The organism is Nakamurella sp. UYEF19 (genome assembly GCF_040546275.1).
Lineage (GTDB): Bacteria > Actinomycetota > Actinomycetes > Mycobacteriales > Nakamurellaceae > Nakamurella.
This window is the reverse complement of sequence record NZ_JBEPNO010000026.1, coordinates 1-26,314: the sequence shown is the minus strand read 5'-3', so window position 1 is coordinate 26,314 and position 26,314 is coordinate 1. Positions and strand designations below refer to the sequence as shown.

The 26,314-nt window shown below is 66.1% G+C and carries 18 protein-coding genes and 1 pseudogene; 10 read left to right on the top strand and 9 right to left on the bottom strand.

Annotated elements, in window-relative coordinates; genetic code table 11:
* Positions 1-64: 64 nt before the first annotated feature.
* From lepB to ABIB25_RS24315, 7 genes are all read right to left on the bottom strand, one after another.
* Positions 65-541, bottom strand: a complete 477-nt coding sequence (gene lepB / locus ABIB25_RS24345) for a signal peptidase I (protein ID WP_354531175.1) — start codon at positions 539-541, stop codon at positions 65-67.
* A gap of 12 nt (positions 542-553) precedes the next feature.
* Positions 554-2,248, bottom strand: a complete 1,695-nt coding sequence (locus ABIB25_RS24340; protein WP_354531122.1) for a multicopper oxidase family protein — start codon at positions 2,246-2,248, stop codon at positions 554-556.
* Between the two features lie 47 nt (positions 2,249-2,295).
* Entirely contained in the window at positions 2,296-3,090 is a 795-nt protein-coding gene (locus tag ABIB25_RS24335; RefSeq protein WP_354531121.1) for a hypothetical protein, read from the bottom strand.
* A gap of 162 nt (positions 3,091-3,252) precedes the next feature.
* On the bottom strand, positions 3,253-9,504 hold the full coding sequence (locus ABIB25_RS24330) for a fibronectin type III domain-containing protein (protein ID WP_354531120.1): 6,252 nt from the start codon (positions 9,502-9,504) through the stop codon (positions 3,253-3,255).
* Positions 9,505-9,935: 431 nt separating this feature from the next.
* Positions 9,936-10,556: a response regulator gene (locus tag ABIB25_RS24325; protein ID WP_354531119.1), complete on the bottom strand. Its 621-nt coding sequence runs from the start codon at positions 10,554-10,556 to the stop codon at positions 9,936-9,938.
* A gap of 450 nt (positions 10,557-11,006) precedes the next feature.
* Positions 11,007-11,507, bottom strand: a complete 501-nt coding sequence (locus ABIB25_RS24320; RefSeq protein ID WP_354531118.1) for an MMPL family transporter — start codon at positions 11,505-11,507, stop codon at positions 11,007-11,009.
* Positions 11,492-12,040: an MMPL family transporter gene (locus ABIB25_RS24315; protein ID WP_354531117.1), complete on the bottom strand. Its 549-nt coding sequence runs from the start codon at positions 12,038-12,040 to the stop codon at positions 11,492-11,494. Before ABIB25_RS24315 ends, ABIB25_RS24320 begins: the two co-directional genes overlap by 16 nt.
* A 238-nt stretch (positions 12,041-12,278) precedes the next feature.
* On the opposite strand from ABIB25_RS24315, the pseudogene ABIB25_RS24310 reads away from it, so the two are divergent.
* From ABIB25_RS24310 to ABIB25_RS24270, 9 genes and pseudogenes are all read left to right on the top strand, one after another.
* Positions 12,279-13,337: pseudogene (locus tag ABIB25_RS24310) on the top strand (IS701 family transposase).
* A 248-nt stretch (positions 13,338-13,585) separates the two neighbouring features.
* A complete protein-coding gene (locus tag ABIB25_RS24305) occupies positions 13,586-14,203 on the top strand; it encodes a helix-turn-helix domain-containing protein (protein WP_354531116.1) in 618 nt (205 codons plus the stop codon).
* Positions 14,200-16,101, top strand: coding sequence for a M28 family peptidase (locus ABIB25_RS24300; RefSeq protein ID WP_354531115.1), 1,902 nt, complete (start codon positions 14,200-14,202; stop codon positions 16,099-16,101). The genes ABIB25_RS24305 and ABIB25_RS24300 overlap by 4 nt, the downstream gene beginning before the upstream one ends.
* The gene (locus ABIB25_RS24295) at positions 16,098-17,891 is read left to right on the top strand and encodes an ABC transporter substrate-binding protein (RefSeq protein ID WP_354531114.1); all 1,794 of its coding nucleotides are present in this window, start codon (positions 16,098-16,100) and stop codon (positions 17,889-17,891) included. Before ABIB25_RS24300 ends, ABIB25_RS24295 begins: the two co-directional genes overlap by 4 nt.
* A complete protein-coding gene (locus ABIB25_RS24290) occupies positions 17,888-19,018 on the top strand; it encodes an ABC transporter permease (protein WP_354531113.1) in 1,131 nt (376 codons plus the stop codon). The genes ABIB25_RS24295 and ABIB25_RS24290 overlap by 4 nt, the downstream gene beginning before the upstream one ends.
* Positions 19,015-19,986 carry an ABC transporter permease gene (locus ABIB25_RS24285; protein WP_354531112.1) on the top strand — a complete coding sequence of 324 codons (972 nt, stop codon included), beginning with the start codon at positions 19,015-19,017 and terminating at the stop codon, positions 19,984-19,986. Before ABIB25_RS24290 ends, ABIB25_RS24285 begins: the two co-directional genes overlap by 4 nt.
* Positions 19,986-21,035 (top strand): ABC transporter ATP-binding protein, encoded by a 1,050-nt coding sequence (locus ABIB25_RS24280; RefSeq protein ID WP_354531111.1) that lies wholly within the window; start codon positions 19,986-19,988, stop codon positions 21,033-21,035. The genes ABIB25_RS24285 and ABIB25_RS24280 overlap by 1 nt, the downstream gene beginning before the upstream one ends.
* Positions 21,035-22,024, top strand: coding sequence for an ABC transporter ATP-binding protein (locus ABIB25_RS24275; protein ID WP_354531110.1), 990 nt, complete (start codon positions 21,035-21,037; stop codon positions 22,022-22,024). The genes ABIB25_RS24280 and ABIB25_RS24275 overlap by 1 nt, the downstream gene beginning before the upstream one ends.
* A 59-nt stretch (positions 22,025-22,083) precedes the next feature.
* On the top strand, positions 22,084-23,382 hold the full coding sequence (locus tag ABIB25_RS24270; protein ID WP_354531109.1) for an ArgE/DapE family deacylase: 1,299 nt from the start codon (positions 22,084-22,086) through the stop codon (positions 23,380-23,382).
* Between the two features lie 312 nt (positions 23,383-23,694).
* On the opposite strand, the gene ABIB25_RS24265 is transcribed toward ABIB25_RS24270, so the two are convergent.
* Complete coding sequence (locus ABIB25_RS24265; RefSeq protein ID WP_354531108.1) at positions 23,695-24,135, bottom strand: SRPBCC family protein; 441 nt, start codon at positions 24,133-24,135, stop codon at positions 23,695-23,697.
* Positions 24,136-24,156: 21 nt separating this feature from the next.
* Here ABIB25_RS24265 and ABIB25_RS24260 point away from each other — a divergent pair, with 21 nt between their 5' ends.
* Complete coding sequence (locus ABIB25_RS24260) at positions 24,157-24,891, top strand: TetR/AcrR family transcriptional regulator (RefSeq protein ID WP_354531107.1); 735 nt, start codon at positions 24,157-24,159, stop codon at positions 24,889-24,891.
* A gap of 370 nt (positions 24,892-25,261) precedes the next feature.
* Here ABIB25_RS24260 and ABIB25_RS24255 read toward each other — a convergent pair whose 3' ends face one another.
* A complete protein-coding gene (locus tag ABIB25_RS24255; RefSeq protein WP_354531106.1) occupies positions 25,262-25,543 on the bottom strand; it encodes a hypothetical protein in 282 nt (93 codons plus the stop codon).
* Between the last annotated feature and the right edge of the window lie 771 nt (positions 25,544-26,314).

Below are 26,314 nucleotides of genomic sequence, written 5' to 3'. Positions count from 1 at the left end.
TCTCCTCGAATCTTGTCAGGGCCAGGTGGCCATCAGCGGCTGCTGCGGCCCCTCACCGGGTCGGTCATCCGCAGTCGTGCCACAGGTCCCGGAGCATCCGTCCGTCGATGATCGAGGTCGGAATCGGGCCGTAGGTTCTCGAATCGATGGACACCTCGCGGTTGTCGCCCAGTACGAAGACCGAACTGCTCGGCACGATCACCGTGGCCGTGTAGACCCCGACGATGCTTGCGTGGTCGACATACGGCTCGTTCACCGTGCGCCCGTCGACGAACAGCTGGGCGTCCTTGATCACCACGCTCTGGCCGGCGACTGCGACCACGCGCTTGATGACCTGCGCCCCGTCCTGCGGGCTGGGGAAGGTGACGATGTCATCAACCTTCGCCGCTTCGTCCCCGTGCAGCCGGAGCAGCAACACGGTGTCCCCGGTGCACACCGTCGGCGCCATGCTGCCGGAGGAAACGGTGACGCTGTCCAGCCACTGGGTACGGACGACCACGGCGGCGGCGACCACCAGGATCACCGCCGCCCCGGCCACCATCGCCCGCACGACTCACGGACCCGTGTCGGCGACCGCCGGATCAGCGGCAACGGGATCGTTCTTGTCGACATACCCGTCCTGCACCATCGTCCCGGTGCTGTCAGACGGCAGCCCGACGCTGAACTGACTCATCATGTCGTGGTCCTCGTGCACCAGATTGTGGCAGTGGACCATGTACTTGCCCACCTGCACGCTGAACGGGTCACCCGGTACCTTGCTGCCGAACTTCATGATCAGCCGCACCTTCTCGAGTTCACCGGTGTAGATCACGTCCTTCGGACCCATTTCCCAGGGGAATGGCGGTTTCCCGTTCCGACTCAATACCTTGAAATCGATCAGGTGGATGTGGACCGGATGGAACCAGCCGCCGGAATTGTTCTGGATCTCCCAGATCTCGGTATCCCCGAGACCGGGATTGGCGATCACCTTGCGGTAGCCGGAGGCGACGATCTCGTCCCAGGTCATCCCGTTCAAACTCCAGACGTTCGTGGTGTCGTCGTGCTCCACCCGGATGGTACGAACCTTCATTCCGGGCGTCTCCTGCAGGGCCATGCACTCATTGCTGTAGTTCAGGACGTCCGGCATGGTGTGCGCACCCGGGTCGTTGGTGTCGAACTGGTCGTCCACCACATCGAACGCCATCACCTTGTTCGTGTTGGTGAAATCGCGGTTATTAGGGTTGCTCAGGTTCTGCAGCTCGATCCGCTGACCCGCCTTGAATCCGGAGAAGTCGATCAGCACCTCGTACCGTTCCGCCGTCCCCTGGCGCCACTGGGTGACTTCCTGGGATCTGGGCATCAGACCTCCGTCGGTCGCCACCACCCTCATGGGCGCCTGGGGCGACGTGGTGAATCGGTAGGACCGCGAGATCGAGGCATCCAGGAACCGGAACCGGTAGATGCGCTTCTTCACCTTCATCACCGGCCACGGTTTTCCGTTGACCAGGATGACGTCTCCCCACAGGCCGGCATGCGTGCGGTCGTCGAACAACAGCGAGGCGTTCGCCTGGAACATCATGTCCGAGATGATCAACCCGACGTCGAATTCACCCTGGGGCAGCAGCGCCCGTTCCATCGCATCGTGCATGTGATACTGGGAAGCCAGACCCGAATAGACATTCTGGCCGGTCCAGTGGACACCGTGGTCGTGATACCACAGGGTCCGCGCTGTCTGGACGTTCGGATAGTGGTAGGTCTTCACCTGCCCCGGCATGGTGAGATCTGCGGCGTAGCCGTCGTACTGCGGCAGTGAGGCCGATCCGTCGAGATGGGTCGAGAGATTCAGCGGCGAGTTCAGGGCGATGTCGGTCAGGTGCAGTTTGTTGTGCATCCGCATCACGATGCGGGTGCCAACGGCGACATCGATGCGGCGGGCCGGAATCATCCCTTCGTAGCCCAGCAGGGGTGTGGCCGGGAAACCCGGGACCAGACGGGCCGAGCCGGGTAGCGCCGCGATGTCGTAGTAATCGATGGGTCCCATGCCATCTGCGGGCGACAGGTCGGTTCCCGTCGGATGTTCCGCGGTCATCGACTTCGGCAGGACCTGCAGTCGGCCGAAGACGTTCTGATAAGGAATGGGCATGCTCTTGGACGGGAGGAGGCTGGCGCTGGAGCCGCTGACACCGTGGCCCAATGGGATCGCCAGGCCGACTCCGCCCACCGCGGCCAGGCCGCTCAGTTTGAGTACATCTCGTCGTGAAAGCTTCATCTTCTACCGCCCGGTTCGATTGGGTGACTGAATTGAATGGAAGGAATTCAGGAGACGGCGGTCGGGGGGGGCACCGTCATCTTGATGGTCCACGAATCGATGAGGAATGGTCTCGAGGACCGATCCGCGCCGGTGTTGGCCACGAGGAAGTATCGGAGCACGCGACTGCCCCGCAACATCATGTGCCGCCCGGCGGAATCCACCATCTGGATGTCGCCCCGGGCCGCGAAGGCCACCGAGAGTCTTTCGCCGTGGGCGGTATCCAGACCGATCGAGCCGGTGCTGAATCGTCGGTTGGTCACCACTTTCCCGGACCTGACCGCCTTCAGTCCGTTGGAACCGGTGACGCCGAAGAACATGGCCTCCTCGATCCTGCGACCCGCGCTCTTGTCACCCTGGACGGCTAGCCCCAGTTGTGCCAGGAATTCCTTCTTGAACGCCGGCGTGAGGTACAACAGGGTAAATGCCGCATCGGCGCGGGAAAGGTAGGCCGAGTTCTGCGCGATCAGGTTCGAGTTCCACCCCGACGCGAATGCGAAATTGACCATCTCCTTGTAGGCCGCCTGTAGTGACCCCTGGCCGTATTTCGCGACCGCGGGCCCGGTGAACGGCTTCAGGTGCTCGAATGCCGAATCGGGAATGCCGTGAGGTACTGCCGCCTGACCCGTCGGGCCGGAAGCTGCCGGTGACGAAGAGCCGGCTACCGACGCCGAGACACTCGCCGAACTGCTCGGCAAGGACAGCGCGCCCTGCTGCTGGCTCGACCCCTGGCAACCGGCCACCAGCGCCAGGATGGCCACCGCCACCGAAGCGCAACCCACTCGCAGGTGGACGCCCCTCATGCGCGTTCCACCGCTGCGAGATGACGTCTGCTGTAGTGACACGGTGGACCTCCTGGTGGCCAACGATGAGCGGCTCGTTCGAGATGCGAAGGCACTTCGCCGATGTGGGATCAGGACCCGCGGGTGGGGCGGTATTGGGCCGCCCCACCCCCAGGTCTTTCCTTACCGGGCGGTGACCAGGTTGGACCTGGCCGACTGCGCACTGCCGCCCACCGCATTGATCGCCTGTACCGAGAAGCGGTAGGTACCGGCGGTCAGCGTCATCGTCAGGGTGCGTGCCGTCGCCGGCTGCTGTCCTGAGACCGTGGTGGCCAGGACGTTCCCCAGAACTCCGAGCCGCAGAGCCGTGACCCGGTAGCCGGTGATCACCGAGCCACCGTCCGTCGCCGGTGGGGTCCAACGGGCCGCAGCGTTGATGGCGCCGCCGGCCGTGCCGGATGTCGCGACCCCGATGACCGGAGCACCGGGCACCGTGGCCGGCGTGGCCGCAGCGGACAGGGCGGAGAAGCCGCCCGACCCGACTGCGTTGACCGCCCTGACCTGGAACCGGTAGGCGGTGCCGTTGGTCAGGCCGACCACGGTGAGGCTGCGGGATGCAGCCGTCGCGGCGCGGAGAGCTCCCACCTGGACGGTGGGGTTGGCGTTGGTGACCACCTTCACCTCGTACCGGATGATCGCCGATCCTCCGGTGGCCGGGGCCACCCAGGTGACGATGGCCGAGGCATTGCCGGGGGTCGCAGTCGGGGTGGCCGGTGCGGCCGGTGCCGTCACACCGACCGGTGTCACGTTGTTGGAACGAACCGAGAAGGTGCCCGTTCCGACCGAGTTGACCGCGGCGACCTGGAATCTGACCGTGGTGCCGTTGGTCAACCCGGTCACCACGAGGCTGGTGGCTCCCGCAAGGGCGGTCCGCGTCCCGATGACGGTGTTGGCCGCATCGAGCACCTGCACCGTGTACCCGGTGACCGGAGATCCACCGGTGTTACCAGGTGCCGTCCAGGTGACGGTCGCCGACGCATTGCCGCCGGTGGCAGTCCCGATGGTCGGCGCGCCAGGGGTGGTCGCCGGCGTGACCGGGTTGGAGGCTCCGGAAGGAGCCCCGGCTCCGACCGAATTGGAGGCGGTCACCTGGAACGTGTAGGCCACACCATTGGTCAACCCGGTGACCACCAGACTGCCGGTTCCGGCCGCCGCCGGCTGGGGGGCACCGTCGGCGAGCCCTGCGATGAACGCCTGCACCGTGTAGCCGGTGACGGCCGCTCCACCGTTGCCGGCCGGCGCCGTCCAGGTGACGGTCGCCGAGGCATTGCCTCCGATGGCCGTACCGATCGTCGGCGCGCCAGGAGTGGTGGCCGGTGTCACGGTGTTCGACGCGGCCGAGGCGCTGCCGCTGCCGACGGAGTTGACGGCCGAGATCTGGAACGAGTAGCTCGTGCCGTTGGTCAGCCCGCTGACGGTTCCGCTGGTGGCGGAGACGCCGGAGATGACCGTGGGGGTGCCGGTGGCGACGCTGCCGATGAACGGCTGGATGGAGAAGCCGGTGATCGGAGTTCCACCATCGCTGGCTGGAGGGGTCCAGGTGACCAGGACGGAGGCGTCACCGGCGGTGGCTGTTCCGATCGTCGGTGCCCCTGGTGCGGTGTGCACCGGGGGCGCCGTCGGCGTCACCACGTTGGACAGTCCCGAGAACGAACTGCTGCCGATGGCATTGGTGGCGGCCACCTGGAGCTGGTAGCTGGTGCCGTTGGCCAGGCCGTTCACGGTTCCGCTGACGGCGGTGCCGTCGGTGATCAGACTGACGATCGGCGTCCCACCACCGACCGGAACGGCTTGGACGGTGAATCCGGACAGCGTCAACCCGGTCGCCGGAGTCGCCGGCGGGGTGAAGGTGACCGTGGCCGATCCGCTGCTGGCGGTCGCACTGCCGAGCGCGGCCACGGTGGGAGCCGACGGCAGTGCCAGCGTGATGCTCCCGTCGGAGAAGGTCAGCTGTTCGATGCCCGTCAGCGTGTCGATGCCGTCGCTGACCTTCTGGGGTGCGACGACCGGACCGGTCTGGTTCACGATGACCTGCCCGGGAAGGGCGCCTGCGGTGATCGTGTAGCTCGCCTGCGGCCCGAGGAACACCGCGGTGTCGCAGTTCAGCGGTGTCGCCGTGCCACAGTCGGCCGTCGGAGTGCTCGGCGTGACGATCTCCCGCACCGCGACCAGGTTGCCCGGGTCGACCAACCCGGCGAAGACCGCCTGCTGCAGTGTCATCCCGGTGGTTCCCGGGCCGAAGTTGCCGCTGGTGGCCTTGTTCTCCATCAGGTCGGTGCGGCCGATCTCCACCGGCGGCTGGGTCGGGTCCGACCGGTCGACAACGGTGATGTGGACCTCGAGTTGCTTGTCGCCGTCGATGATCTCGTTGCCGGCGCGACCGGTGAAGGTGTCGCTACCACCGCCGCCGAGCAGGATGTCGCCCTCGCCCCAGACCGGCCCGACCAGCGGGCACCGTCCGGATGCGGAGAGGGCTGCTACGTCAGCGGCCGTGCCGGGCCAGTCGGCGACGGGTGGCAGCAGGTCGGCCAGACCCTGGATGCGGGCCACACCGGCCTGGTCGAGCGCGTCGCATCCCTGGAATCCGCCGCCGGTGATCAGGCGGGGAACCGCCAGTACACCGTCGGTGCCCTTGATGACGTCGTTGAACTTCCCGCCGGAGTCGGCTTCGGTCTCCTGCCAGCGGTCGCGGTTCACGATGACCTGGATGGGTAGCCCGCCCAGGTTGTTGTTGATCATCATGTCGTCGTCGGCCGCGATGGTGTTGTACTGGTGGATGGCCCAGTCGAAGCCGCCGGAGCCGGCGTTGCGGTCGATGGCCGCGTTCTGCGCCATGATGTCGTCGCCACCTTCGGCGTCGTAGTCGTTCTCGCCCGGTTGCCCGATCATGATGTCGTTGCCCGGCTTGGTCTCGGCCGGATCGTCGAAGAACGGCGCACCGTGGTCGCCCTGGAGCAGATCCTGCCCGGTGCCGCCCTGGATCCAGTCGTCTCCGCCGTCGCCGAAGACTGCGTCGGCGCCCTGTCCGGCGATGATGAAGTCGTTGCCCGGCCCGGCGAAGGTCTCGTTGTCGTTCGCCCCGCCGTTCAGGACGTCCTGGCCGTCGCCGCCCAGCACGATGTCGTTACCGGGACCGGCGTCGATGGCGTCGTTTCCGGGGCCGCCCTTGAGAACATCGGCGCCGTTCAGGTCGGTGATGATGTCGTTGCCCTCACCGCCGAGCACGACGTCGTCGCCGCCGTTGCCTTCGATGACGTCGTTGCCGACGCCACCCCAGAAGGTGTCGTTGTCGTTGCCGCCATAGATCCGGTCGACACCGGGGGTCCCGTTGTAGACAGATTGGCCATTGATGCCGGAGGGGTTCACCGAGTTGATGGCGCGGTACTGGATGGTGCCGTCGGGCTTGCGCAGCAACAACTTCGACTCATCGCAGTCGGTGGTGGTCGGATCGTCGGCGACGGTGGCCCCGTTGGCGGTGAAGCCGGCCGGGGTGCCATCGAGGTGCGCGAGCTGGAACCTGCAGTCGGCCGTGGCGAATGCGTCGGCCTTCATGGAGTTGGTGCCCTCGGTATTCCGTTGGATCAATTCGGAGAAGGAGTTGCCCTCGAGTTGGGTTCGGAGGTTCATTCCCGGGGTGCGGGCCAGGTAGTACAGCCGGTCACCGTCCTGCAGGTTCTCCAGCTGGTTCTGGAACACGTAGTTGAAGGTGCTGCCCAGCAGTCCGCCGAACAGGTTGGTGACCTCGGCGAGGCCGCCGACCCAGAGATCGACGTCGTCAAGGCCGGTGGTGGTCACTCCGGCGGATGTGCTCGACCAGGCACCGGTGCCGAACATGAAGTCGGCGGCATCGGCCGGCGGGACGTCCGCCGGGATGTTCGGGGTCACGGTCGTATCGACAGGCCGAGGATCGACGATTGCCCGTGCGGCAGCCCGCTTGCCGGCGATGGTGGTGACGTCGTCGCCGGTGCCGAGCACGCCGTCCGGTCCGGAATCGCGGATCGTCGGATGCAGTCCGTAGGCCGCCACGAAGTTGATCAGCGACTCGGGGTGCTTGAGGTGCTGGCCGAAATCGCTCCAGCTCGTGTAGGGCGCCATCTGTCCGTCGTTGGTGCTGGCGAAGATCTGCCGGCGCAGGTCGTTCAGCGGCGGTACTCCCGCCTCCCGGGCGCGGGCCATGTTGAGGGTGGGGAGGTCCAGCGGCAGACCGAGCAGATTGTTGCGCAGTGTCTCGGTGACGAATTCGTCGAGCTCGTTGCCGACCTGGCTGGAGGAGCCCATCGCGATCGAGCCGGCCGCCTGCTCCGGGGTCAACGTCCCCGCGGCGCCGCCGTCGAAGAACGAGGGCGGATTCAGGAAGGCACCGAGCAGGGGAAGGGAATTGTCGGTCTCGGCACCGCTGACGGGATTCACGTTGGTCCGGGCCACGGTGTCGTTGAGCATGGAGTGCCCGAAGCGGTAGACCGCGTGGGCGAACTCGGCCTTGATGGCCGGGTTGATGTCCGGGGAGTACACGTGGAACGGGCGTACCGCCGGCTGCACCTTCCGGGCGAACTCTTCGAAGACCGCGTGCTGGTATTCCATCTCGTTGACGAACCGGGCCGCCTGGAAAAGCCTCTCGCCGTTCCAGCCGTCCGGATTCTCGGCGGTCGGGAGCTGCCATTCAGGCAGGGCTGCCACCCCATCGGCCGTCGAATCGGTGGTCAGCACGTTCTTGATGTAGTCGACGAGCCGGTCGTGCTCGGAATGGAAGACCTGGTGGATCGTGCTGAGCGCGATGTTCTCGTTGCAGCGACCGTCCCCGCAGATGAAATGCGCATCGAGCATCTCGTTGTCGTAGGTACCGGCCGGCTGGTTGGCGAAGTCCGCCGACGGCGTGTTGTCCGCGTCGGGCACCGGCGCGACCGGCGGGGTGGCCGGGTTGTTGTCGGTGTCCTGCGGAGACGGGTCCGCATTGTGGGCGATGTCGGTTAGGAACGGGGTGTCGAAGTGCACCGCGTTGGCCGGCACCGCCACCGGGTTCGCCAGATCACCCTCGACGAGAGTGATTCCGGTCGGCGCGGCCGGATCCTTGGTGACGTACTGCGGCAACCCCCGCAGCGGGCCGGGGATGAATTTGCCGTAGGGGTCGACGGCCAGCATCGGGATGTTGGTGACATCGGCGTCCACGAGCTGCAGCCCGAGCTTGGTGGCGGTCTGCAACTTGACCGCCGCCCAGGTGCCGATGCCGGTCTGCCCGTCCGGTGAGTTCAGGTACGTCTGGCCGGCGGCCAGGCCGCCCAGAAGTTTTCCGGTCGAGACAGGTCGGTTCGCGCTGTTGAGCACGTACTCCCGCAGGAACACCTGGTGCGAGGCGTGCGAGGCGTAGGTCTGGCTGTTGTCCACCCAGGGGGTGTCGGTGTTGGTGGCGTTCTGGATGTCATCGGGGGTGCCCAGGATGCCATCCGGACCCGGTTGGTTCTGTGCCCTGGTCAACACCATGAAGCGCTGCGAGACCGGAAGGTCGTCGGCATTGCCCAGGATGTGGTCCGGACCGGCGATGAGCGGATCATCCGCCCGCAGCGGCACGAAGACTGCCGACCCGCTCTTCACGGTCTGGTCGACGCCGTGGTCGAAGAACTGGCCGAAGAAGGTGAACAACGAGTTGTACGGCGGGGACAGACCCACATCGGTGGTCACGTTCGGGATGAAAAGGGTTTGATGAGCCGGCACACAGCCGGCGGGGGCGGCCGGCACCACGTCCACTACCGGGTCGGATCCCGGAACGGTCGCGCACGGCACGATGCCTTTGGCGTTCTGGGTGCGCACGGGGAAACCCGCCGCGGCGACGGCCGCGGGGTTGGTCGATGTCTGGTCGACGATCAGGTTGCTGATCACGCGCGGCTGGGAGTCCACCACGCTGCCCTGCTTCTGCTTGTAGCTGGTCGGGCCCGGGGCGCCTACCGGCAGGCTCGCGTCGATCGGCTCTGCATCACGGAAGAATGACGTGGTCAGCCGCGGAAAAACCTGGTCCGCCGCAGCAACTTTCGCATTGGCCAGACCCGCCTTGAGATTGTTGCAGGAGCCGTCCACCGTCCGCAATCCGTAGGACGTGAGTACATCGGGCACCCGATCCGCCCCTGGGGCCAGCAGTGCCTGGCAGTAGTCGGGATCGGTCAACGGATTCGGATTGGCCGGTATCCCCGGCTGGGTCCCCTGCAGGGCACGGGAATGGCGCTCCGCGATCTTGATCTGCTTCAGGATGAACGACAGGTCCCCGGCAGTGACCGTGAAACCCTGGCCCACCACCGGAACAATGGCGGCAGCGGAAGTCGACGCCAGGTTCGCCATGGTTCCTACGAGCAGGAACGCGGTGGCTCCTGCGATGAATCTCCTCATTTTACGCACGGGATGAATCCTCCATAGCTCACGATGGCCGGGGAATACAAGCGGGACTGAGCCACTCGAAGTGTTTGATCAAGTGTCAGCGACGATCGGACGATGTCGTGCGTCATCCCGGACGGTGGCGGCCGGATCCACTGGGGCAGCCTGCGCAGAGCCACCACGGCACATCGGGACGAACAGCTTCCATTCAGACGGACACGATCGAAGCTAGTGACAAGCCGGGAAAGCGAGAACCCCCAATTCGAGGGGTATGACACGCCGGCAGCAGGCACAGTCTCCCGCGCAACTTCGCTCTCCTTGCTCCAGCCGAGCTGAGGGGTGGATTCGGCGAGGGGAATTGGTCCACCGGGGTTGCGCTGGGTAATTGATCGGTCACACCAATCGCGAGAAACGTCCGCGTCTTTCCACTGCCCTCTGAGCACCGATCACCAGAGCGTCCCGCCTGCCGCAATCGCCCTGATGCCTCTCACCAGCACGTCGGGCGCGCCGCCCTTGAGGACGTACCCCCTTGCTCCGGCGCGCCGGGCATCTTCCAGCACGGCGACGCTGACCGCAGCGGCCAGGATCAGCACGCGAAGACTTGGCCTGTCCGCCATCAGGATCCGGGTTGCCTGCAGGCCACCGATGCCGGGCATCCGGATATCCATCAGCACCACGTCCGGCTCGGTCGAACAGGCCAGTGCCAGCGCGGCCGCTCCGTCATCGGCTTGACCGACGACCTCGAATCCGCCGGTATGGTGCAGCAACAGGGAAACAGCCTCGCGAACGAAAGCGTGATCGTCGACGAGGAGAACGCGTATCACGAGGTCTTCCATGCCTTTCCGGGCCTCTTGTGTACCCGGACTGCGGCTTTCCTGGCCTGCATCACGTCCTTCAGAATGACGGTGGCCGCGCCCGCGCGCCACCCCCAACGCTGGGGTGAAAGGCGGTGCCTGGGCGACACGAATTTGCTGCAGACGAAACTCCGTGTCAGCACCGAATTCGAACCGGCGATCAGAGCCGACAGACTCGGCATCATCGCATCTCCCGGCGGTTGTCGAAGCCATGCGGTCCTTCGGCAACCAGGCCACTTGGGCCGGGCACGGTCCTCACCCGCCAGATGTTGCCGCTGGTCCTGGTCCCCATCGTGCTGCCGCAGATCATTCAGGTGCCGAACGCGGCCTTGCTGGCCCGGCGGGTGCGGCGGCGGGCAGGGTTCGACGTGTGGAGCGGCCCCACCAGCTCTTGTTTGAACGAGTGGGGCCTGAGCTGCCCCGAGCTGCAGCTGGACTTCGCCGTACCTCCACCATGCGCCCTGTTCGACGAATTTGACCGAAAGCCAACTGTATGTCCTCGAAAACCGCTGCCTCACACTCCGGTGCGCCCCTGATCGCTTTTTCAGCATAATTCTGAGAATGCGGCTCGAAAAAGCCATCAGCACACCTCGACGTGTCCCATTTCGGTGATTTCGTGCTGAGCACAGCCGTCGCGTTCATCCTCGCCGTCGTCATATTCGGCTACTCACAATCGGGCCGACGCTGACGCCGGCTGGGTATCCACCAGTTGGCCGGGCCGAGGGCGGCGACGAGCGCGGGTGCCAGGATCCCGCGGACGATGGTGGCGTCGATGATGATGCCCAGGGCCAACGCAGTGGCGAGGATCTTGACGTCGGTGGACGGAACGCGCGAGAGTGCGACGAAGGCCAGGAACAGGATGAGCGCAGCGGAGCTGACCAGCCGGCCGGTCCTGGCCACCCCATGGACGGTGGCCTGGTCCGTGTCGGCGCCGGAGTCGTGTTCTTCACGGATGCGGGCGAGCAGGAACACCTCGTAGTCCATGGACAGGCCGAACAGGAACGCGAACACGGCGATCGGCACCCACACGGTGATCGCCCCGGCGGCGCTCTGCCCGAAAAGCACCTCCGTCGCCAGGCCGTGCTGCCAGATCACGATCGTGATGCCATATGCGGCGGCGATCGACAACACGTTCAACAGCAACGCTTTCAACGGCAGCACCACCGACCGCAACGCGAACCCAACAGCGCGAACGTGACCGCGGCAATGATCGCGGCGACCCACCAGGCGTTGCCGTACACCGCGCGGATGAAGTCGGCGTCCTGGGTCGGCACGCCCCCGACCCACGCCCCGGTCTGCTCGGCGGCCACGCGGATGGCGGCCGTGCTGCCGGTGCCGCGGGGGTCGGCCGAGTCGACGTCCGGCCACGCCTCGACCACGCGCTGGCCGTTGGCTGCCCACTGAGCCGGAGCGATGGTGGCCGCCACCCCCGGCACTTGCCGGATTGCCGCTGCCGCCGCGTCTGGGTCAGTGGTGAGCACCTCGACCGGCTGGGTGAGACCATCGCTCAGACCGGCCGTTTCGAGTCGGTGGATGGCGTCGGCGGCGGTGCCGCCGGTCGAGGCCAACGAGCTGTTGGTTGGTTGACCCAGGCGCAGGCCCAGGACCGGAGCGGCCAGCGGCAGCAGCACTACCGTCGAGCCGATGGCGGCCCACCACCGGTGGCGCACCACGGCCGTCCCCACCTTGCGCCACATCCGGCTTTCCGGGTCGGTCAGGTCGAGGGACAAATGGAACAAACACTCGGCGGGCGCTCGCACCGGCCCTGAGACGGCCCTGGTTCTGCAGCTCTACTTCGGGCTTGTGGGCGTGTTGTTCCAGGTCAGAGCGGCCGGCGGGTGATCATTGGTGGTGGTGAAGGCAACAAGGATCACCGCGGTAGCCGCGGAACACAGCATAGATCCCGACCGTTGGTGGGATGAGTTCGGCGCGCTCATGGATCGGATCCGGCCGCGGTTTTCCCGGTACGAACCGGCCTGTCATGCGGCCGCGATGATGCTGGGTTTGCTGTCGGGGCTGGACCGGTCGAACTGCTGGACGATAGCGCAGCGGCGCGGTGATGACACACCGAACAAGTTGCAGCACCTGCTGTCTCGGGCGGTATGGGACTCCAATGAGGTCCGGGACGATCCGCGATCGTATGTGCACGATGTCTTCGACGATCCGCAGGCGATCCTGGTCGTCGACGAGACCGGTGACCTCAAGAAGGGCCGTGAGAGGGGCGCATGCGTTGATCGACCGGGCCCTGAATGTGCCGGTTAGCTGGCTTCAGGACCCGGATCGGCGGGAGCGGGGCCGGTGTCCCGGCCGTGACGACGTTCGCCACGAAGCCGACCTTGGCGTTGCAGATGGTGATCGCGGCGTTGGATTCGGGCATGTCGGGCTTCGTTCGTCGCCGGCGATGAGGTCTACGGCGGTGACCCGAAATTTGCTGCGGCGCTGCAGGAACGGGGTGTCGACTACGTGCCGGCGGTCCCGCGGAGCCACTTCGTTCCCACCGAGTTGGGGCCGGTCCGCGCCGATCACCTGGCCGCCGGGTTCGAGCAACGTTCGGTGGATGTTGTGGAGACGCAAACGACACCACCGGGGAGATGTCTTCCACCGCTGCTACAGCCCCACGCCGGTCACATTGCGGGCCTTGGTCAGGGTCGCCGGGCGACGATGGAAGGTCGAACAGTCGTTCCAGTGCGCGAAAGGCCAAGCGGGACTGGATGAACACCAGGTGCGCCGCTGGAAGTCCTGGTACCGGTGGGTCACGTTGTCGATGTTGGCGATGGCGTTCCTGCCGGTCACGACCGCCGCTCAGAACGAACTTTCCCCTGCTCCGGCGGGGTTGATCCCGCTGTCCCCCAATGAGTTTTGAAGTCTGTTCGACGCACTCGTGCTGGCAGACAAGCTACGGAAGAGAACGTGCTGCACTGGTCCACCTGGCGCCGCAAACATCAATTCACCGCACGAATGTCCCACTATCGACGGAGGTCAGAGGCACCATGAGACCGATCTACGGCTGTAGTACCAGGCACCCTTTGGGACTATGCGACCGCCACCGCGCCCGCTCGTGGACTCGGCGTCCGCTCCGTCCATGGGTGGTCGGAGTCTGATCTAGACGGCCCTCGAATCTCCCCCACTGACCAGTAGCCCTTGACACTATGAATATTAGCGTTACTGTACCAATTCAAGTAGCACTGAATCTTTGCTCGGAGCGCGACCGTTGGCCCGATAGGACAGAGAAGGGTTGGCGCGTGGCCAGTTTGGATGTCTCGACGCGGCTGGCGCTGGGCAAGTTGCTGCGGCAGCTCCGGCAGCGGGAGCAGTTGACGCTGGCCGCCCTCAGCGCTCAGGTCGGGGTCACCGTGTCGGCCTTGAGCCAGTTCGAGACCGGCAAGGCCGAGCCGTCGCTGGGGACGTTGTGGAGCCTCGGCCGGGCTCTCAACGCATCACTTTTTGACTTCTTCGCCAAGCAGGAAACCGAAAACGTCGACGTCACCCCGGCCAACGAGCGGACCGTCGTCATCCAGGACCGGGCCCGATACGAGGCGATCGCCCGCAGTACCCGCCGCCGGCTCGACTTGTTCTACCTCTACCTCGAACCCGGTGAAGGATTGGTCCGCGAACCGGTCGCACACGCCGGAGAAGAGGCCGGCGTGGTGGTCAGCGGAACGATGGACGTGATCGTCGGCGAGCAGACCCACCGGCTATGCCCCGGCGACGGAATCTGGTTCGTCAGCAATCAGACCCACACGTTCCGGACCGTAGGGCAGGAACAGTGTGTGAGCATCTGGGCCGACACCCTGCCAGATCACGCACCGGAGCGTCAGGACGTTGAGTCGCTGTTCGGCGACGGCCGGGTGATGCAATGAAAGCGGAACCCGTCGATCAGTCCGTTGTGGACCTGGTCCGCGATTTGGACATCGACCAGGACTATCTGCGCCGCGTCATCACGACCCTCACCGGCATCGGCTCCTCCCCCATCGGTTTCCGCAATACCGGTACTGCCGAGGATCTGGCCGTCGCTGAATTCGTGTCCGCCGAGATGCGTGCCATCGGGCTGGTCGATGTGGCGAGGGAGCCGGTGGAAGTCGACGCCTGGCGGTTCCTCAGCGCTTCGGTCGAGGCCCATCTTCCTGGCAACGAACCGAAAACGGTGACCTATGAGGCCGTCAGCTTCGGCGGTATGGCACCCACGCCCGACGGCGGGATCTCCGGGCTTGTCGTGGACATCGCAGACGGCCGCCGCCGAGTACTCGACCGCTGTGACCTCCGAGCGTCCGTCGTCCTGCTGGATTGGCGTCGCCCGGCGATCCACCCGTCCGCCGTCGTGCTGGAACTCAGCCGCCGCGGGGTGGCCGGCATCATCCTGAACTGCCCGGCGAAAGGCCCGTGGTATCAGACCACGAACGCTCTGGGCGGGTTCGACTCTCACTGGCCCGCCGGCGTGCCGCCGATGGTGCTGATCACCAAGGAGGATGCGGCCGCGTTGCGCGACGCGATGGCCGCCGGCTCGATCCACGCGACGATCACCCTGAACGCCGAGGTGACGGCCCGCGCGGAGGGTCACAACGTCGTCGGATATCTCCCGGGGACGTTGCCCGGCCCGATCGTCGTCGGGGCTCACCATGATGCGTGGTTCCAGGGCGCATTCGACAACAGCAGCGGCGTCGCAGTCATGCTGGCTCTGGCCAAGGCGCTGGTGGCCGGCGGACAAGAACCTCGGCACACCATCTGCTTCTCCAGCCGCACCGCCGAGGAATACGGGATCATCGACAGTCTGTTCGACTGGTGCATCGGCGCCTGGGGGCAGGTCAACACCACCCACCCGCAGTGGGCCATCGAGTCGCCGTTTCACCTCTGCGTCGAGGCCAGCGGGCACGCCGGTCTGCGGTCGGTGATCGAGGCGCCGGCTGAACTGGCACCGTGGGCGCGCCGGGTCGGCCGGGCCGCCGCGGCCCAGGGTTGGGCGCCCACCGGCTGGCGGGTCGCACCGCCGGTGGCGGGCACCGAACAATGGCCGTTCCTGATCGCAGGCGTCCCCGGCGTGGCCTGCTACGCGTGGGAGAAGTCGTTCGCGCGCAGCGACTATCACACCCAGTTCGACACCATCGAGCTGCTGGACTTCGAGATCCTGGCCGCGCAGACCAGGCTCTACGCCCTACTGCTTCTGTCCGCCGACGCTGACCCCGACGGCATCCTTGATCACACGGCCAGAGCCCGCCAACTGGCCGCCATCGCCGACCATCACGAACACACTGACCTGCAGGCGGCCGCTGAGCAGCACATGGATGCCAAGGGCCGCAGGGATTTCACTCGAATCGGCAGCAGTCAGTTCGCGTTGGATGCGTCGTCGTCCGCGTGCTACCCCCACCAGCAGAGCCAACGCGACCTCGCCGCCATCACGTCGGCGATCTCCGCCTACGAAACCGCGGACCGGACCGCTGCCGCCCGCGCGGTGCAGTGGGTGGGCCATCACGAACTGTTTCCCTACCTCGGCCCGGAGGCGTTTGCTACGCATCTGGCACGCCACGAACCACCGGCGGTCACCAGAACCTGGGCTAGCGCCAGCCATTTGACGCCGGTGGTGAACCTTTGGGCCGAACTGGCCACCCTGACCGGCCAACCCGGCGCCCGGCCCGACGGGCCGTGGCTGATCGCCAGCCTGCGGCAGGCGTGGGATGACACCCAGCTGCAGCTCACCGAACGGCTGGACGCAATGGCGCGCTCAGTGACCCCCCGTCACTCTGTCAATCGAGGTCGAACATGAAATCCAGCCGCACAGTCACCGCCCTCTGCACACTGACCATCGCCGGATTGCTGTCCACCGGCTGCTCAGGTACCAGTTCCACCACCGCCAACTCCGGCTCCCCCACCGCCGGTTCCAGTTCGACGGCAGCGGTGCCGGCACGCTCGGGAACGGCGGCCTCGGCCGGATCCTCGGTGGTGTCCTCGGCGCCGCCAGCGGCTGCGGACCTGGCCAAGCATCGGGGCGGCACCTTCAACATGATCTGGCTCAGCGCCGGAACCTCGATCGACACGGCGGTGGACTACGACCCGAACTGGTTCATCCTCCGTATGACGGGGGACGGTCTGATGAGCTGGAGACAGGTCGGTGGGTCCGCCGGCAACGACCTGGTCCCTGATCTGGCCACGGCCACGCCGGTTCCCACCAATGGCGGCAAGACATATACCTTCACCGTCCGGCCGGGAATCAAGTACTCCACGGGCGCCACCGTGAAGGCCAGCGACTTCGCCTACACGATGACCCGGGAGTTCAAGGTCCCCGGACCGGGTGTGGGTTTGTATTCGGGGATCGTCGGCGCCGAGGCGTGCATCACGAAGCCGACCACCTGTGATTTGTCGAAGGGTGTGATCGCTGATGATGCCGCCGGTACGGTCACCTTTCACCTGAGCGCCGCCGATTCGGCGTTCCTGCAGAAATTGGCTCTTCCGTTCGCCTATGTCGTGCCCAGCGGCACACCGAATGTCGACACCGGCACCACCCCGCTCCCGGCGACCGGGCCGTACGTCATCAAATCGTTCGCTCCCAACCAGTCGATGGAGTTGGTCCGCAACCCGATGTTCAAGGAGTGGTCCAAGGAAGCGCAACCCGATGGTTACCCCGATGCGATCAGCATGAAGATCGGCATCGCCGACGAGGACGCCGTCACGCAGGTCGAGAACGGGCAGGCCGACTGGGTCTACGACCCGCCGCCGGCCGACCGGCTCAACGAGATCGCCACCAAGTTCGCCTCGCAGATCCACATCAATCCGACGCCCAACAGCTACTTCATGTCGATGAACACCAAGGTCGCCCCGTTCGACAATGTCGATGTCCGGCGGGCCCTGAATTTCGCCACCGACCGCAAGGCCATCATCGCGCTGTTCGGTGGCCCTCGGCTGGCCACCGCCAGCTGCCAGATCCTGCCGTCGAACTTCCCCGGCTACCAGCCGAACTGCCCCTACACGGCGAACCCGGGGACATCCTGGAGTGCACCGGATCTCGCGATGGCGCAGTCGCTGGTGGACAAATCCGGTACGAAGGGTCAGAAGGTCGTCGTGGTCGGAACACCCGATGAGACGACGAAGGCCATCGACCTGTACTTCGTGTCCTTGTTGAATCAGCTCGGATATCAGGCGAGCCTGAAGACGCTGTCCGCTTCGGTGGAGTACTCCTACGTCCAGGACTCCCGCAACAAGGTGCAGCTGAGCTACTCCTACTGGTCGCCGGACTACACCGCGGCCAGCAACTTCCTGAACGTAGTGGTGGGTTGTTCTGGGTTTCATGAGGCGAGCACGGCCAGCGCCAACCTCTCCGAGTTCTGCGACCCGGCCATCCAGGCCAAGACGGTGGCGGCGCTCGCTACCCAGAACACCGACCCGAAGGCGGCCGAGGCTTTGTGGGCCGGGATCGACAACCTGACGACCGCGGCGGCGCCGCAGGTGACGCTGTTCAACTCCAACCGTTTGGATTTCGTTTCGAGCCGGGTCGGGAACTACCAGTTCAGCCCGGCGGTCACGGCCAATTTTCTGATCGACCAGGCCTGGGTGCAGTGACGGTTTCCGGGATCGTGCCCGGTGGCCTGGGCGACCACGCGCCGGGCACGGCGGGCGAGGTCGCGGTGCCGCCCGGAGGTGACGGCGCGGCGGGGGTCGGGCAGGGCGGGAGTCCGTGGTTGCTGGCCTGGCACCGGTTCCGGCGCAACCGTTCTGCCATGACGGCGTCCATCCTGTTCGCGGTGGTGGTGCTGGCGTGCATCATGGCGCCGTTCTACGCCCGATATGTCGCCCACACCGAGCCGTTCACGTCGAACCTGACCGGCACGACGCCGATCGACGGTCAACAGGTCCCGGTGATCGAGCCGAACGCGTCCGGTCTGGGGTCGACGCCCATCGGGCCGACCTGGACCGGCCGCTATCTGTTCGGCGCCGACACGCAGGGCCGGGATGTGGCTGCGCGGTTGCTCTACGGCGGGCGGACATCCCTGATCGTCGGCATCGGCGCCGCGTTGATCACCGCCGTCATCGCGACCATCGTGGCCCTGATCGCCGGCTTCGCCGGGGGTTGGGTGGACGCGGTGATCTCCCGCATCCTGGATCTGGTGTGGGCGTTTCCGGTGTATCTGCTGGCCATCTCGCTGTCGACGGTCCTACTGCTGCAGGGGCTCAAAATCGGCCCGATCACCGTGGACCCGGCCAGCCTGTGGCTGCCCGTGCTGATCATCTCGTTGGTCTACGTGCCCTACCTGGCCCGACCCGTCCGAGGCGAAGTCCTGGCCCTACGCCGCCGCGAATTTGTGGAAGCGGCCATCGGGCAGGGCATTTCGCGGTCCAGAGTCATCTTCGGTGAGCTGCTGCCGAACGTCGTTCCCACCGTCATCGTCTTCCTCCCGCTGATGATCGCCACCGACATCCTCACCGAGAGCTCGCTGTCGTACCTGTCGATCGGGGTCCAGGCCCCCAACGCCAGCTGGGGCAGCATGATCACCGACGGCCAGAGTCAGCTCTACACGCGACCGTTGGTGTCAATCGCTCCCGGGGTACTGCTGGTGTTGACCATCGTGCTGCTCAACATCGTCGGTGACGGGGTCCGGGACGCCATCGATCCTCGGGGTCTGCTGCCGCGCCGGGAACGACGATTCCGGCGGCGCCCGGGTCGCCAAACACCAGCCAGAGTGTCATGATTCGCTTTCTGCTCTCCCGGGTCGCCTCCACCGTCGGGGTGCTGTTCGCCTTGAGCGTCCTGGTGTTCCTGATCTTCTTTGCCATTCCCGGCATCGACCCGGCCCGGCAGATGGCCGGCCGGAATCCGACACCGGAGACATTGGCTGCGGTGCGGGCCACGTTCGGCCTGGACAAGCCGCTGCCGGTGCAGTACTGGCGGTTGATGGATCACCTGCTGATCAAACGGGATCTGGTGTCCTACACCAACCGCGGCGTCAAAGTGGTCCCGGAATTGTTCGCCGCCGCGCCGGTGACCCTGTCACTGGTGCTGGGGGCCGCTGTGCTGTGGGTGGGCGGCAGTGTTCTGCTCGGTGTGATCGCTGCGGTATGGCGGAATTCGATCGTCGACCGGCTACTCATGATCGGGTCGCTGATCGCCATCTCCATTCCGGTGTTCTGGCTCGGCCAGGTGGCGAACCTCATCACCCAGGACCGCTTTCACTCCTGGCCAGTCTTCTCCTGGATCCCGCCCTTGGGTTACACCCCGATCACGCAGGACCCGGTGCTGTGGTTCAAACACATGATCATCCCGTGGATCGTCCTGGCCGCGCTCTACATCGGTTTGTACGCGCGGATCTTCCGGTCCTCCCTCATCGAGGCCGGACACCAGGACTACGTCAGAACCGCTCGCTCCAAGGGTATCTCGGAGGTCCGGGTGGTCTTTCGGCACACGGTCCGCACGTCGTTGGGCCCCTTCGCCAGCCTCTTCGCACTGGACTTCGGGGTGCTGGTCGGCGGCGGCGCGCTACTGGCCGAAGTGGTGTTCGGCCTCCCCGGGGTGGGCCAGCTGACGTTCCAGTCCCTGGCCGGGCTGGACCTGCCCGTCATCATGGCCGCAGTCCTTTATGGCGGTGCCCTCGTGGTCATCATGAACGCCGTTGTCGACGTCCTGTACGCCCGGCTCGACCCCAGAGTGCGGATGGCCTGATGAACACCAGCACCACGCCACCATCGTTGCTCGACGTCCAGGACCTGCGGGTGCACATCCGCACCGAACGTGGCACCGTCACCGTCGTCCAGGGCGTAGCCCTGACAGTCCAGGCCAACGAAGTGCTCTGCATCGTCGGCGAATCCGGATCCGGCAAGAGCGTCACGATGCTCAGCGTGATGCGGCTGCTGGACGAGAAAGCCGTCACCTACGAAGGCAGCATCAAATTCCAGGGCCGCGAACTGCTCGACCTACCCGCCAGGCAGATGCGGGCGGTGCGGGGCGCGGGTATAGCCATGATCTTCCAGGACCCGATGACCGCCCTGAACCCGGTGTACCGGGTGGGATGGCAGATCGCCGAGCAGCTCAGGGCGCACCGCAACCTCTCCCGCCGCCAGGCACGCACCGAGACGCTGCGGTTGCTGACCGCGGTCGGCATCGGAGACCCGGGTCGCCGCATCGACAACTATCCGCACGAACTGTCCGGTGGCCTTCGGCAACGGGTGATGATCGCGCTGGCGCTCTCCTGCCGCCCGAAGATCCTCATCGCCGACGAGCCGACCACCGCGCTGGACGTCACGGTGCAATCGCAGATCCTGCAACTGATCTTCGACCTGCGGGCCGACACCGGCATGGCGGTCGTCCTGGTCACCCACGACATGGGGGTAGTCGCCGAGATCGCCGACCGGGTGCAGGTCATGTACGGCGGGAACGTAGTCGAACACGGCACCACAACGGATATATTCAATGACCCGCATCACCCCTACACTGCGGGGCTACTTGCCTCGATACCTCGGCTCGACCAGCCCCGGCCCGCCCGACTCCCCAGTATCGCCGGCACACCGGCCAGCGCCGGGAACATAGCCCCTGGTTGCGTTTTCGCTGCGCGCTGTCCCCACCGGTTCGACGCGTGCTCCACCCAACCCGAACTGCGGACGGTCGGCGACGCCGGTCACCAGGTCGCCTGCCACCTGGATCTGACGGTTGCCGACCACCGAGCAGTCCCTGTCGGCGACGCCACCGGGACCGAAGGGACCGATCTGTTGTGATGAACCAGGAACGACCGGTGTTGGTGCGGTTGCAAGATGTGCGGAAGAGCTTCCCGGTGAAAGGTGATCGAGGTCGGCGCGCGGTGCTACGAGCCGTCGACGGCGTGAGCCTCGACGTGTTCACCGGAGAAACCCTTGGCCTGGTGGGAGAATCAGGCTGCGGGAAGTCCACCTTGGGACGGTGCATCGTCCGGCTCACCGAGCTCAGCTCCGGCACCGTGGAAGTGGCGGGAACTGACATCTCCCGGCTGGGCCAGCGTCGCCTACGGCCCCTGCGGCAACGTATGCAAATGGTTTTCCAGGACCCGTATTCCTCCCTCAACCCCCGACAACGCATCGAATCGAGCATCAACCTGACCCTGCGCACCGCGGACAACCCGACGAAAGCAGCGATTGCCGCACGCGTCCGGGAATTGCTCGAACTGGTCGGTTTGCAACCCGAGCACGCGCACAGGTTTCCGCACGAATTCTCCGGCGGACAACGGCAACGGATCGGGATCGCCCGCGCCTTGGCCGCCCAGCCCGATCTCATCGTCGCCGACGAACCGGTATCCGCGTTGGATGTGTCCATACAGGCGCAGGTGATCAATCTGTTCATGGACCTGCAGAAGAAGCTTGGCCTGACGTACATCTTCATCGCGCACGACCTGTCGGTAGTCCGGCAGATCTCGGATCGCATCGCCGTGATGTACCTGGGCAAGATCGTGGAGATCGGCCCGACCGAAGATCTCGTCGAAAGGCCCATGCATCCGTACACACGGGCACTACTGGCCGCGGTTCCCGTGCCGGTCGTCTCCCCCGGCCCCCGCGCCCCCCGGGCCGCGCTCACCGGCGACGTGCCGAGCCCGGTGAACCCCCCGTCCGGATGCCGATTCCACCCCCGCTGCCCGATCAGCACCGACCGCTGCCGCACCGAAGAGCCCGCACTGACCGGCCGCGGCCCACTGGGCCGCAAGGTGGCCTGCCACTACCCACTATCGACCGAATGACCAAAAGCCAAGTCCAGCAACCACTCTCAGCCGCTCACGTCGAACAAGGACCGTCCACCATGACCACGCCGCCCACCACCCATGCGCTGGACCTCTGGCGCCCGCAGGTTCTTCAATACATCGATGACCATGCTAGGCAGATCGTCGGATCGCTCAGAGAACTGATCAGAATTCCCAGCATCTCCGGTTCCGACGACGAGAACTCGATCCAGGGCGATATGGCGGCACAGCTCACCGGACTCGGCCTGGATGTCGACCATTGGCAGATCCCTCTCGCGCAGACAATCGCTACGCCGGGCTTCCCGGGGGTCGAGGTAGAGCGCACCGAGGCCTGGGGACTCGTCGGCGTAGCTCACGGCAAAGGCGACGGACCGTCATTGATGCTCAACGTCCACGTCGATGTCGTCCCGCCCGGTGACCTGGGTGCGTGGGACGGGCTGAGCCCGTTTGCCGGCACCGTGTCCCACGATGCCGTCCGCGGGCGTGGCGCCTGCGACATGAAAGGTGGTGTCATCGCGGCACTGTGGGCGGTCCGGGCCGTCACCGACCTTCGGGTGCCGCTACGCGGTGACCTGCTGCTGTCCAGCGTCCAGGGGGAAGAGGACGGTGGCCTTGGCACCTTCGCCAGCCTGGCCCGTGGGTGGCGCGCCGACGCTTGCATCATTCCCGAACCCACCTCGCTGGACGTCGTCCCGGCCAACGCCGGCTCACTGACCTTCCGTCTTACCATCAAGGGCCAGGCCGCCCACGCCTCCCGCCGCACGTCCGGCATCAGCGCGATCGAGAAATTCCTGCCCATCTTCCAGGCGCTACGCAGCCTGGAAACGGACCGCAACCGCAACCCGGACCCGCTCATGGCACGGTGGGACATCGCCTATCCGATCGAGATCGGACGAGTGAACTCCGGCGACTGGTCCTCCTCGGTGCCGGACCTGCTGACCGCCGAAGGGCGCTACGGCGTCGCCCTTGACGAAACCGACGAACACGCCCGCAACGAATTTGTCGCCGCCATCCGGGCGGCGTGCGACAGTGATGCCTGGTTGCGGGACCACCCCGTCGACATCCAGTGGTGGGGCGGGCAGTTCCTCCCCGGCCGCACCGACCTCGACACCTCGGTGATCACCGCTCTGCGCCGCGCCCATTCAGCCGTCTCCCCTCACCGGCAGCAGACATGGGGAGCGCCCTACGGCAGCGACCTCCGACTGATGAACGGCATCGGCGGAGTCCCCACGGTCCACTACGGACCAGGCGACGCGGCCCTGGCACACGGACCACGCGAAATGGTGCCCATCGACGAAGTACTCACCACCGCGCGAACCCTGGCGCTGGTCGCCATGGACATGTGCACGGTCGGCTGAGCCGGCGCAGCCATCATCCGGCCGCTGCACCAGCGGCCGTACTGTGTTCCGACTCGACACCGAATGGCTCATCGCAATCCAAGGTGTAGAGCGTTTCTGAACCTGCCGGTCTTTGGCGGCGATCTGCCGATATAGCCGCTCCGGTTTACGGAGGCCAAAAGCCGAGCAACGCAGGTGGTCGATGCGACCGACCGGGCAGTTGCGGGACGAGTCGAGACCCTGAATTTGCGGGCTGGCCGGACCCGCGCGGCGACCCGGCGCGCCGTTCTGGGCGGCCGCGGCCGGACTCGACCGATGTGTCCCGGCTCCTTGTCAGCTCCGGTCGTGGGGTCCACTGGCCTCGGCGAGCCGGATGAGGCCGTCCAGCGCGCTCGCCATACCTGTCCGATAGGAACGGGACAACACGAGCCGGTACACCGCGCTCAGCGGGCCGGAGCACACGACGTCGTGGCGAACCCGCCACCGACCGCCGCCGCAGTCGGTGATGCGATGACCGAAGGCCATGGACGCACCCGGCGCCCGGGAAACCTCGATGTAGCCGGCCAGCTGCTCGTACTCGGTGACGACGTAACGCACCGACGGGCCCGTCCGGGGCTTGTTCCGCCCCGTGGCGCCCAACCCGAACGGCCCGTCGGGGCGGATCCGGCCGATGAGCGGATCCCACTCCGGTGCCCGGTCGGTCGCCTCGTACCAGGCCCAGAGCCGCTCCGGCGGCGCACTCGTCGTTCTCTCAACCTCGATCGACCACACCATGCCCCAACTCCAATTTGAGCAGTGCTCAACTGTTTGAGCTACGTCTACGCCAGCGGGATGCCCACGTCAGGCGCCAGGATCCAACACCGGCGAGAACGGGTCGAGCGGGAGATCCTCGACCAGGCGGTCCACGTCCTGGCCGAACGGGGCCCGGACAGCGTGACGCTGCGCGGGCTCGCCGCAGATCTGGGCATGGCCGCCAGCGGGGTCCACTACTACTTCCCGGCCCGCGATGACCTGCTGGCCAGACTCATCGTCGCGACCTTCGACTCCCTGGCGCTGGATGTGTCCGCGCCGGGCGATGCGCAGGGGGATCCTGTCGCGGCTTTCCGGTCCGCAGCGCACCGTTACGTGACGTGGGCGAACGCCCACGCCGACCAGTTCGCACTGGCGCACAGCCGGACCGCAGCCCGACTGAAGGACCGTGCCGGTGTGCTGCCGGCCAAGGACCGCGCGGTCCGGGCGCTGATGGCGCCGCTGCTGGCCGCACTGGAACTTGCGCCGCCACCCCCGTCGACCATGCAGGTCAGCCCGACGCTCCGACGCCAGATCAAAGCCTGGTCCACCGCGATCGGAGACACCACATCGGTGGTGCAGGTGCGGGTCGCGGCCCTGACCGCGTACACCGTGGTCCACGGCTACGCGACGCTCACCTCCACCGCAAGCCTGCCGCGTGAACTGCTCGAGGACGGCGGCCTGGCGCTGCTGGACGCCCACCTCGACTGCCTCGTCGCCGGCGCAGTGCTGCACCCGTAGAAATTCAACCTGCCCGCCCTGGACGAATCCTTGCAGCAAGCCAGGGGTACCCGATGCGGGCGGCGCCCTACCGATGTTCCTTCATCGGCGTGGTCTCACATTGAGCCTCGATCCACCATGCCGGGTCGAGTTGATCTTGAAATCGTGCTGTTCATCTCGGTTGGTGTCACCCGGCGCGGGCAGGGTGATGGGCCGATCTGCGGTCGGGAGCCGATGCGGGGCGGAAATGTTGATCAGACGGGCGGACGGTGGCGGTGCGGGCCTTGCCCAACGCGGTGCCGGTGTACGCGGCGGCAGCGCGAGTGAGGTTGGAGGCGATGCCAGCGCAGTTCAGCCACGCAGCGTGGCACTGAACACTTCGGAAAGTCGTTCAGCGCTGAGCCGACCCCTGGGGAGTCGCTCCTCCCTCGTCCGTCCAATCGGTGCCGGGTGCGTCAGTCTTTGCAGGATCACTTGTCACGTCGGGCGCAGCGCCATCATGCGAGTCACTGGCCGCACTCTCGGTCTGATCACCGGAGCCTGTCCACGTCTCGCCTGCGGCCGACGGAGCGAGGTAGACCTCGGCTAGTTGCTTTTCGTCGACCGGCCCGCCGTAACTTTCGGTGGTGGCGATGACGTCCTGCTCGGCCCTGGCCTTTTCGTGCTCATCCATGGGTGGTGGGGCTCCCTACTTGGCTGTGTCCGTGCAGCGACCGGTATCGGCCATTCTGCAGGCTCCCCGTCGGGGGCCGATCAGATGCTGCGGCCAATCTGTACCCGGTCGCGGCATTGCGCAATCTCAGCCCGACGTGCACCCGGGCAGCAGCGGGACGTCATGCAGACGGGACTGACGCGCTGGCCGCTCCCGGTGATCGGAGCCGACGCTGACCACCAGACTCATCATGGAGCGGGGGACACTCTGCGGACGGAGTGTCCGGCGCTGGTTCAGCTGATGCCCGCTCCTCAGGTCTGTCGTCAGCCCCCTGATATAAGTTGCCGACGGCGTCGATCACCGGACAGTCGAAAACCACGGACGATCGAACGAGCCCGGTCCGTCGGCACGATGAACCGAATGAATCAACAGAACGAGTGCGAGCAAGGTCAACCGGATAGGTGAGGTCTGGCGTTTGTGGTCTGACAATGTCGGGTATTGGTCGCAGATGACTGCTGAGAATCTTCCGGACCAGGTACCCGACCCCTCAACCGAATGGGAAGCCGCCAACGCGAACGTTCTGCAGGTCGCGTGCAAGCCCGATGCCACCGAGGCGGAAGTGTCCGAGGCGTGGGAGCGCCACGATCGGGCCACCGACATGATGCAGCGCAGATTCCGGCCAGGCTACGAGTCCTAACCTCGATCTTTCTTGAGATGCTGGCCCTTCCCTCTGCGCGATAGATCTGGTGGTGTCGCGGGGTTGAGCCCCAACGCGGGTTCGTCAAAGCGCCC

Coding starts and splice junctions, on each gene's coding strand:
- lepB (WP_354531175.1), bottom strand. CDS start 541: ATGGTGGCCGGGGCGGCGGTGATCCTGGTGGTCGCCGCCGCCGTGGTC.
- ABIB25_RS24340 (WP_354531122.1), bottom strand. CDS start 2,248: ATGAAGCTTTCACGACGAGATGTACTCAAACTGAGCGGCCTGGCCGCG.
- ABIB25_RS24335 (WP_354531121.1), bottom strand. CDS start 3,090: ATGAGGGGCGTCCACCTGCGAGTGGGTTGCGCTTCGGTGGCGGTGGCC.
- ABIB25_RS24330 (WP_354531120.1), bottom strand. CDS start 9,504: ATGAGGAGATTCATCGCAGGAGCCACCGCGTTCCTGCTCGTAGGAACC.
- ABIB25_RS24325 (WP_354531119.1), bottom strand. CDS start 10,556: ATGGCTTCGACAACCGCCGGGAGATGCGATGATGCCGAGTCTGTCGGC.
- ABIB25_RS24315 (WP_354531117.1), bottom strand. CDS start 12,040: ATGTGGCGCAAGGTGGGGACGGCCGTGGTGCGCCACCGGTGGTGGGCC.
- ABIB25_RS24300 (WP_354531115.1), top strand. CDS start 14,200: ATGAAAGCGGAACCCGTCGATCAGTCCGTTGTGGACCTGGTCCGCGAT.
- ABIB25_RS24295 (WP_354531114.1), top strand. CDS start 16,098: ATGAAATCCAGCCGCACAGTCACCGCCCTCTGCACACTGACCATCGCC.
- ABIB25_RS24285 (WP_354531112.1), top strand. CDS start 19,015: ATGATTCGCTTTCTGCTCTCCCGGGTCGCCTCCACCGTCGGGGTGCTG.
- ABIB25_RS24280 (WP_354531111.1), top strand. CDS start 19,986: ATGAACACCAGCACCACGCCACCATCGTTGCTCGACGTCCAGGACCTG.
- ABIB25_RS24275 (WP_354531110.1), top strand. CDS start 21,035: ATGAACCAGGAACGACCGGTGTTGGTGCGGTTGCAAGATGTGCGGAAG.
- ABIB25_RS24270 (WP_354531109.1), top strand. CDS start 22,084: ATGACCACGCCGCCCACCACCCATGCGCTGGACCTCTGGCGCCCGCAG.
- ABIB25_RS24265 (WP_354531108.1), bottom strand. CDS start 24,135: ATGGTGTGGTCGATCGAGGTTGAGAGAACGACGAGTGCGCCGCCGGAG.
- ABIB25_RS24255 (WP_354531106.1), bottom strand. CDS start 25,543: ATGGATGAGCACGAAAAGGCCAGGGCCGAGCAGGACGTCATCGCCACC.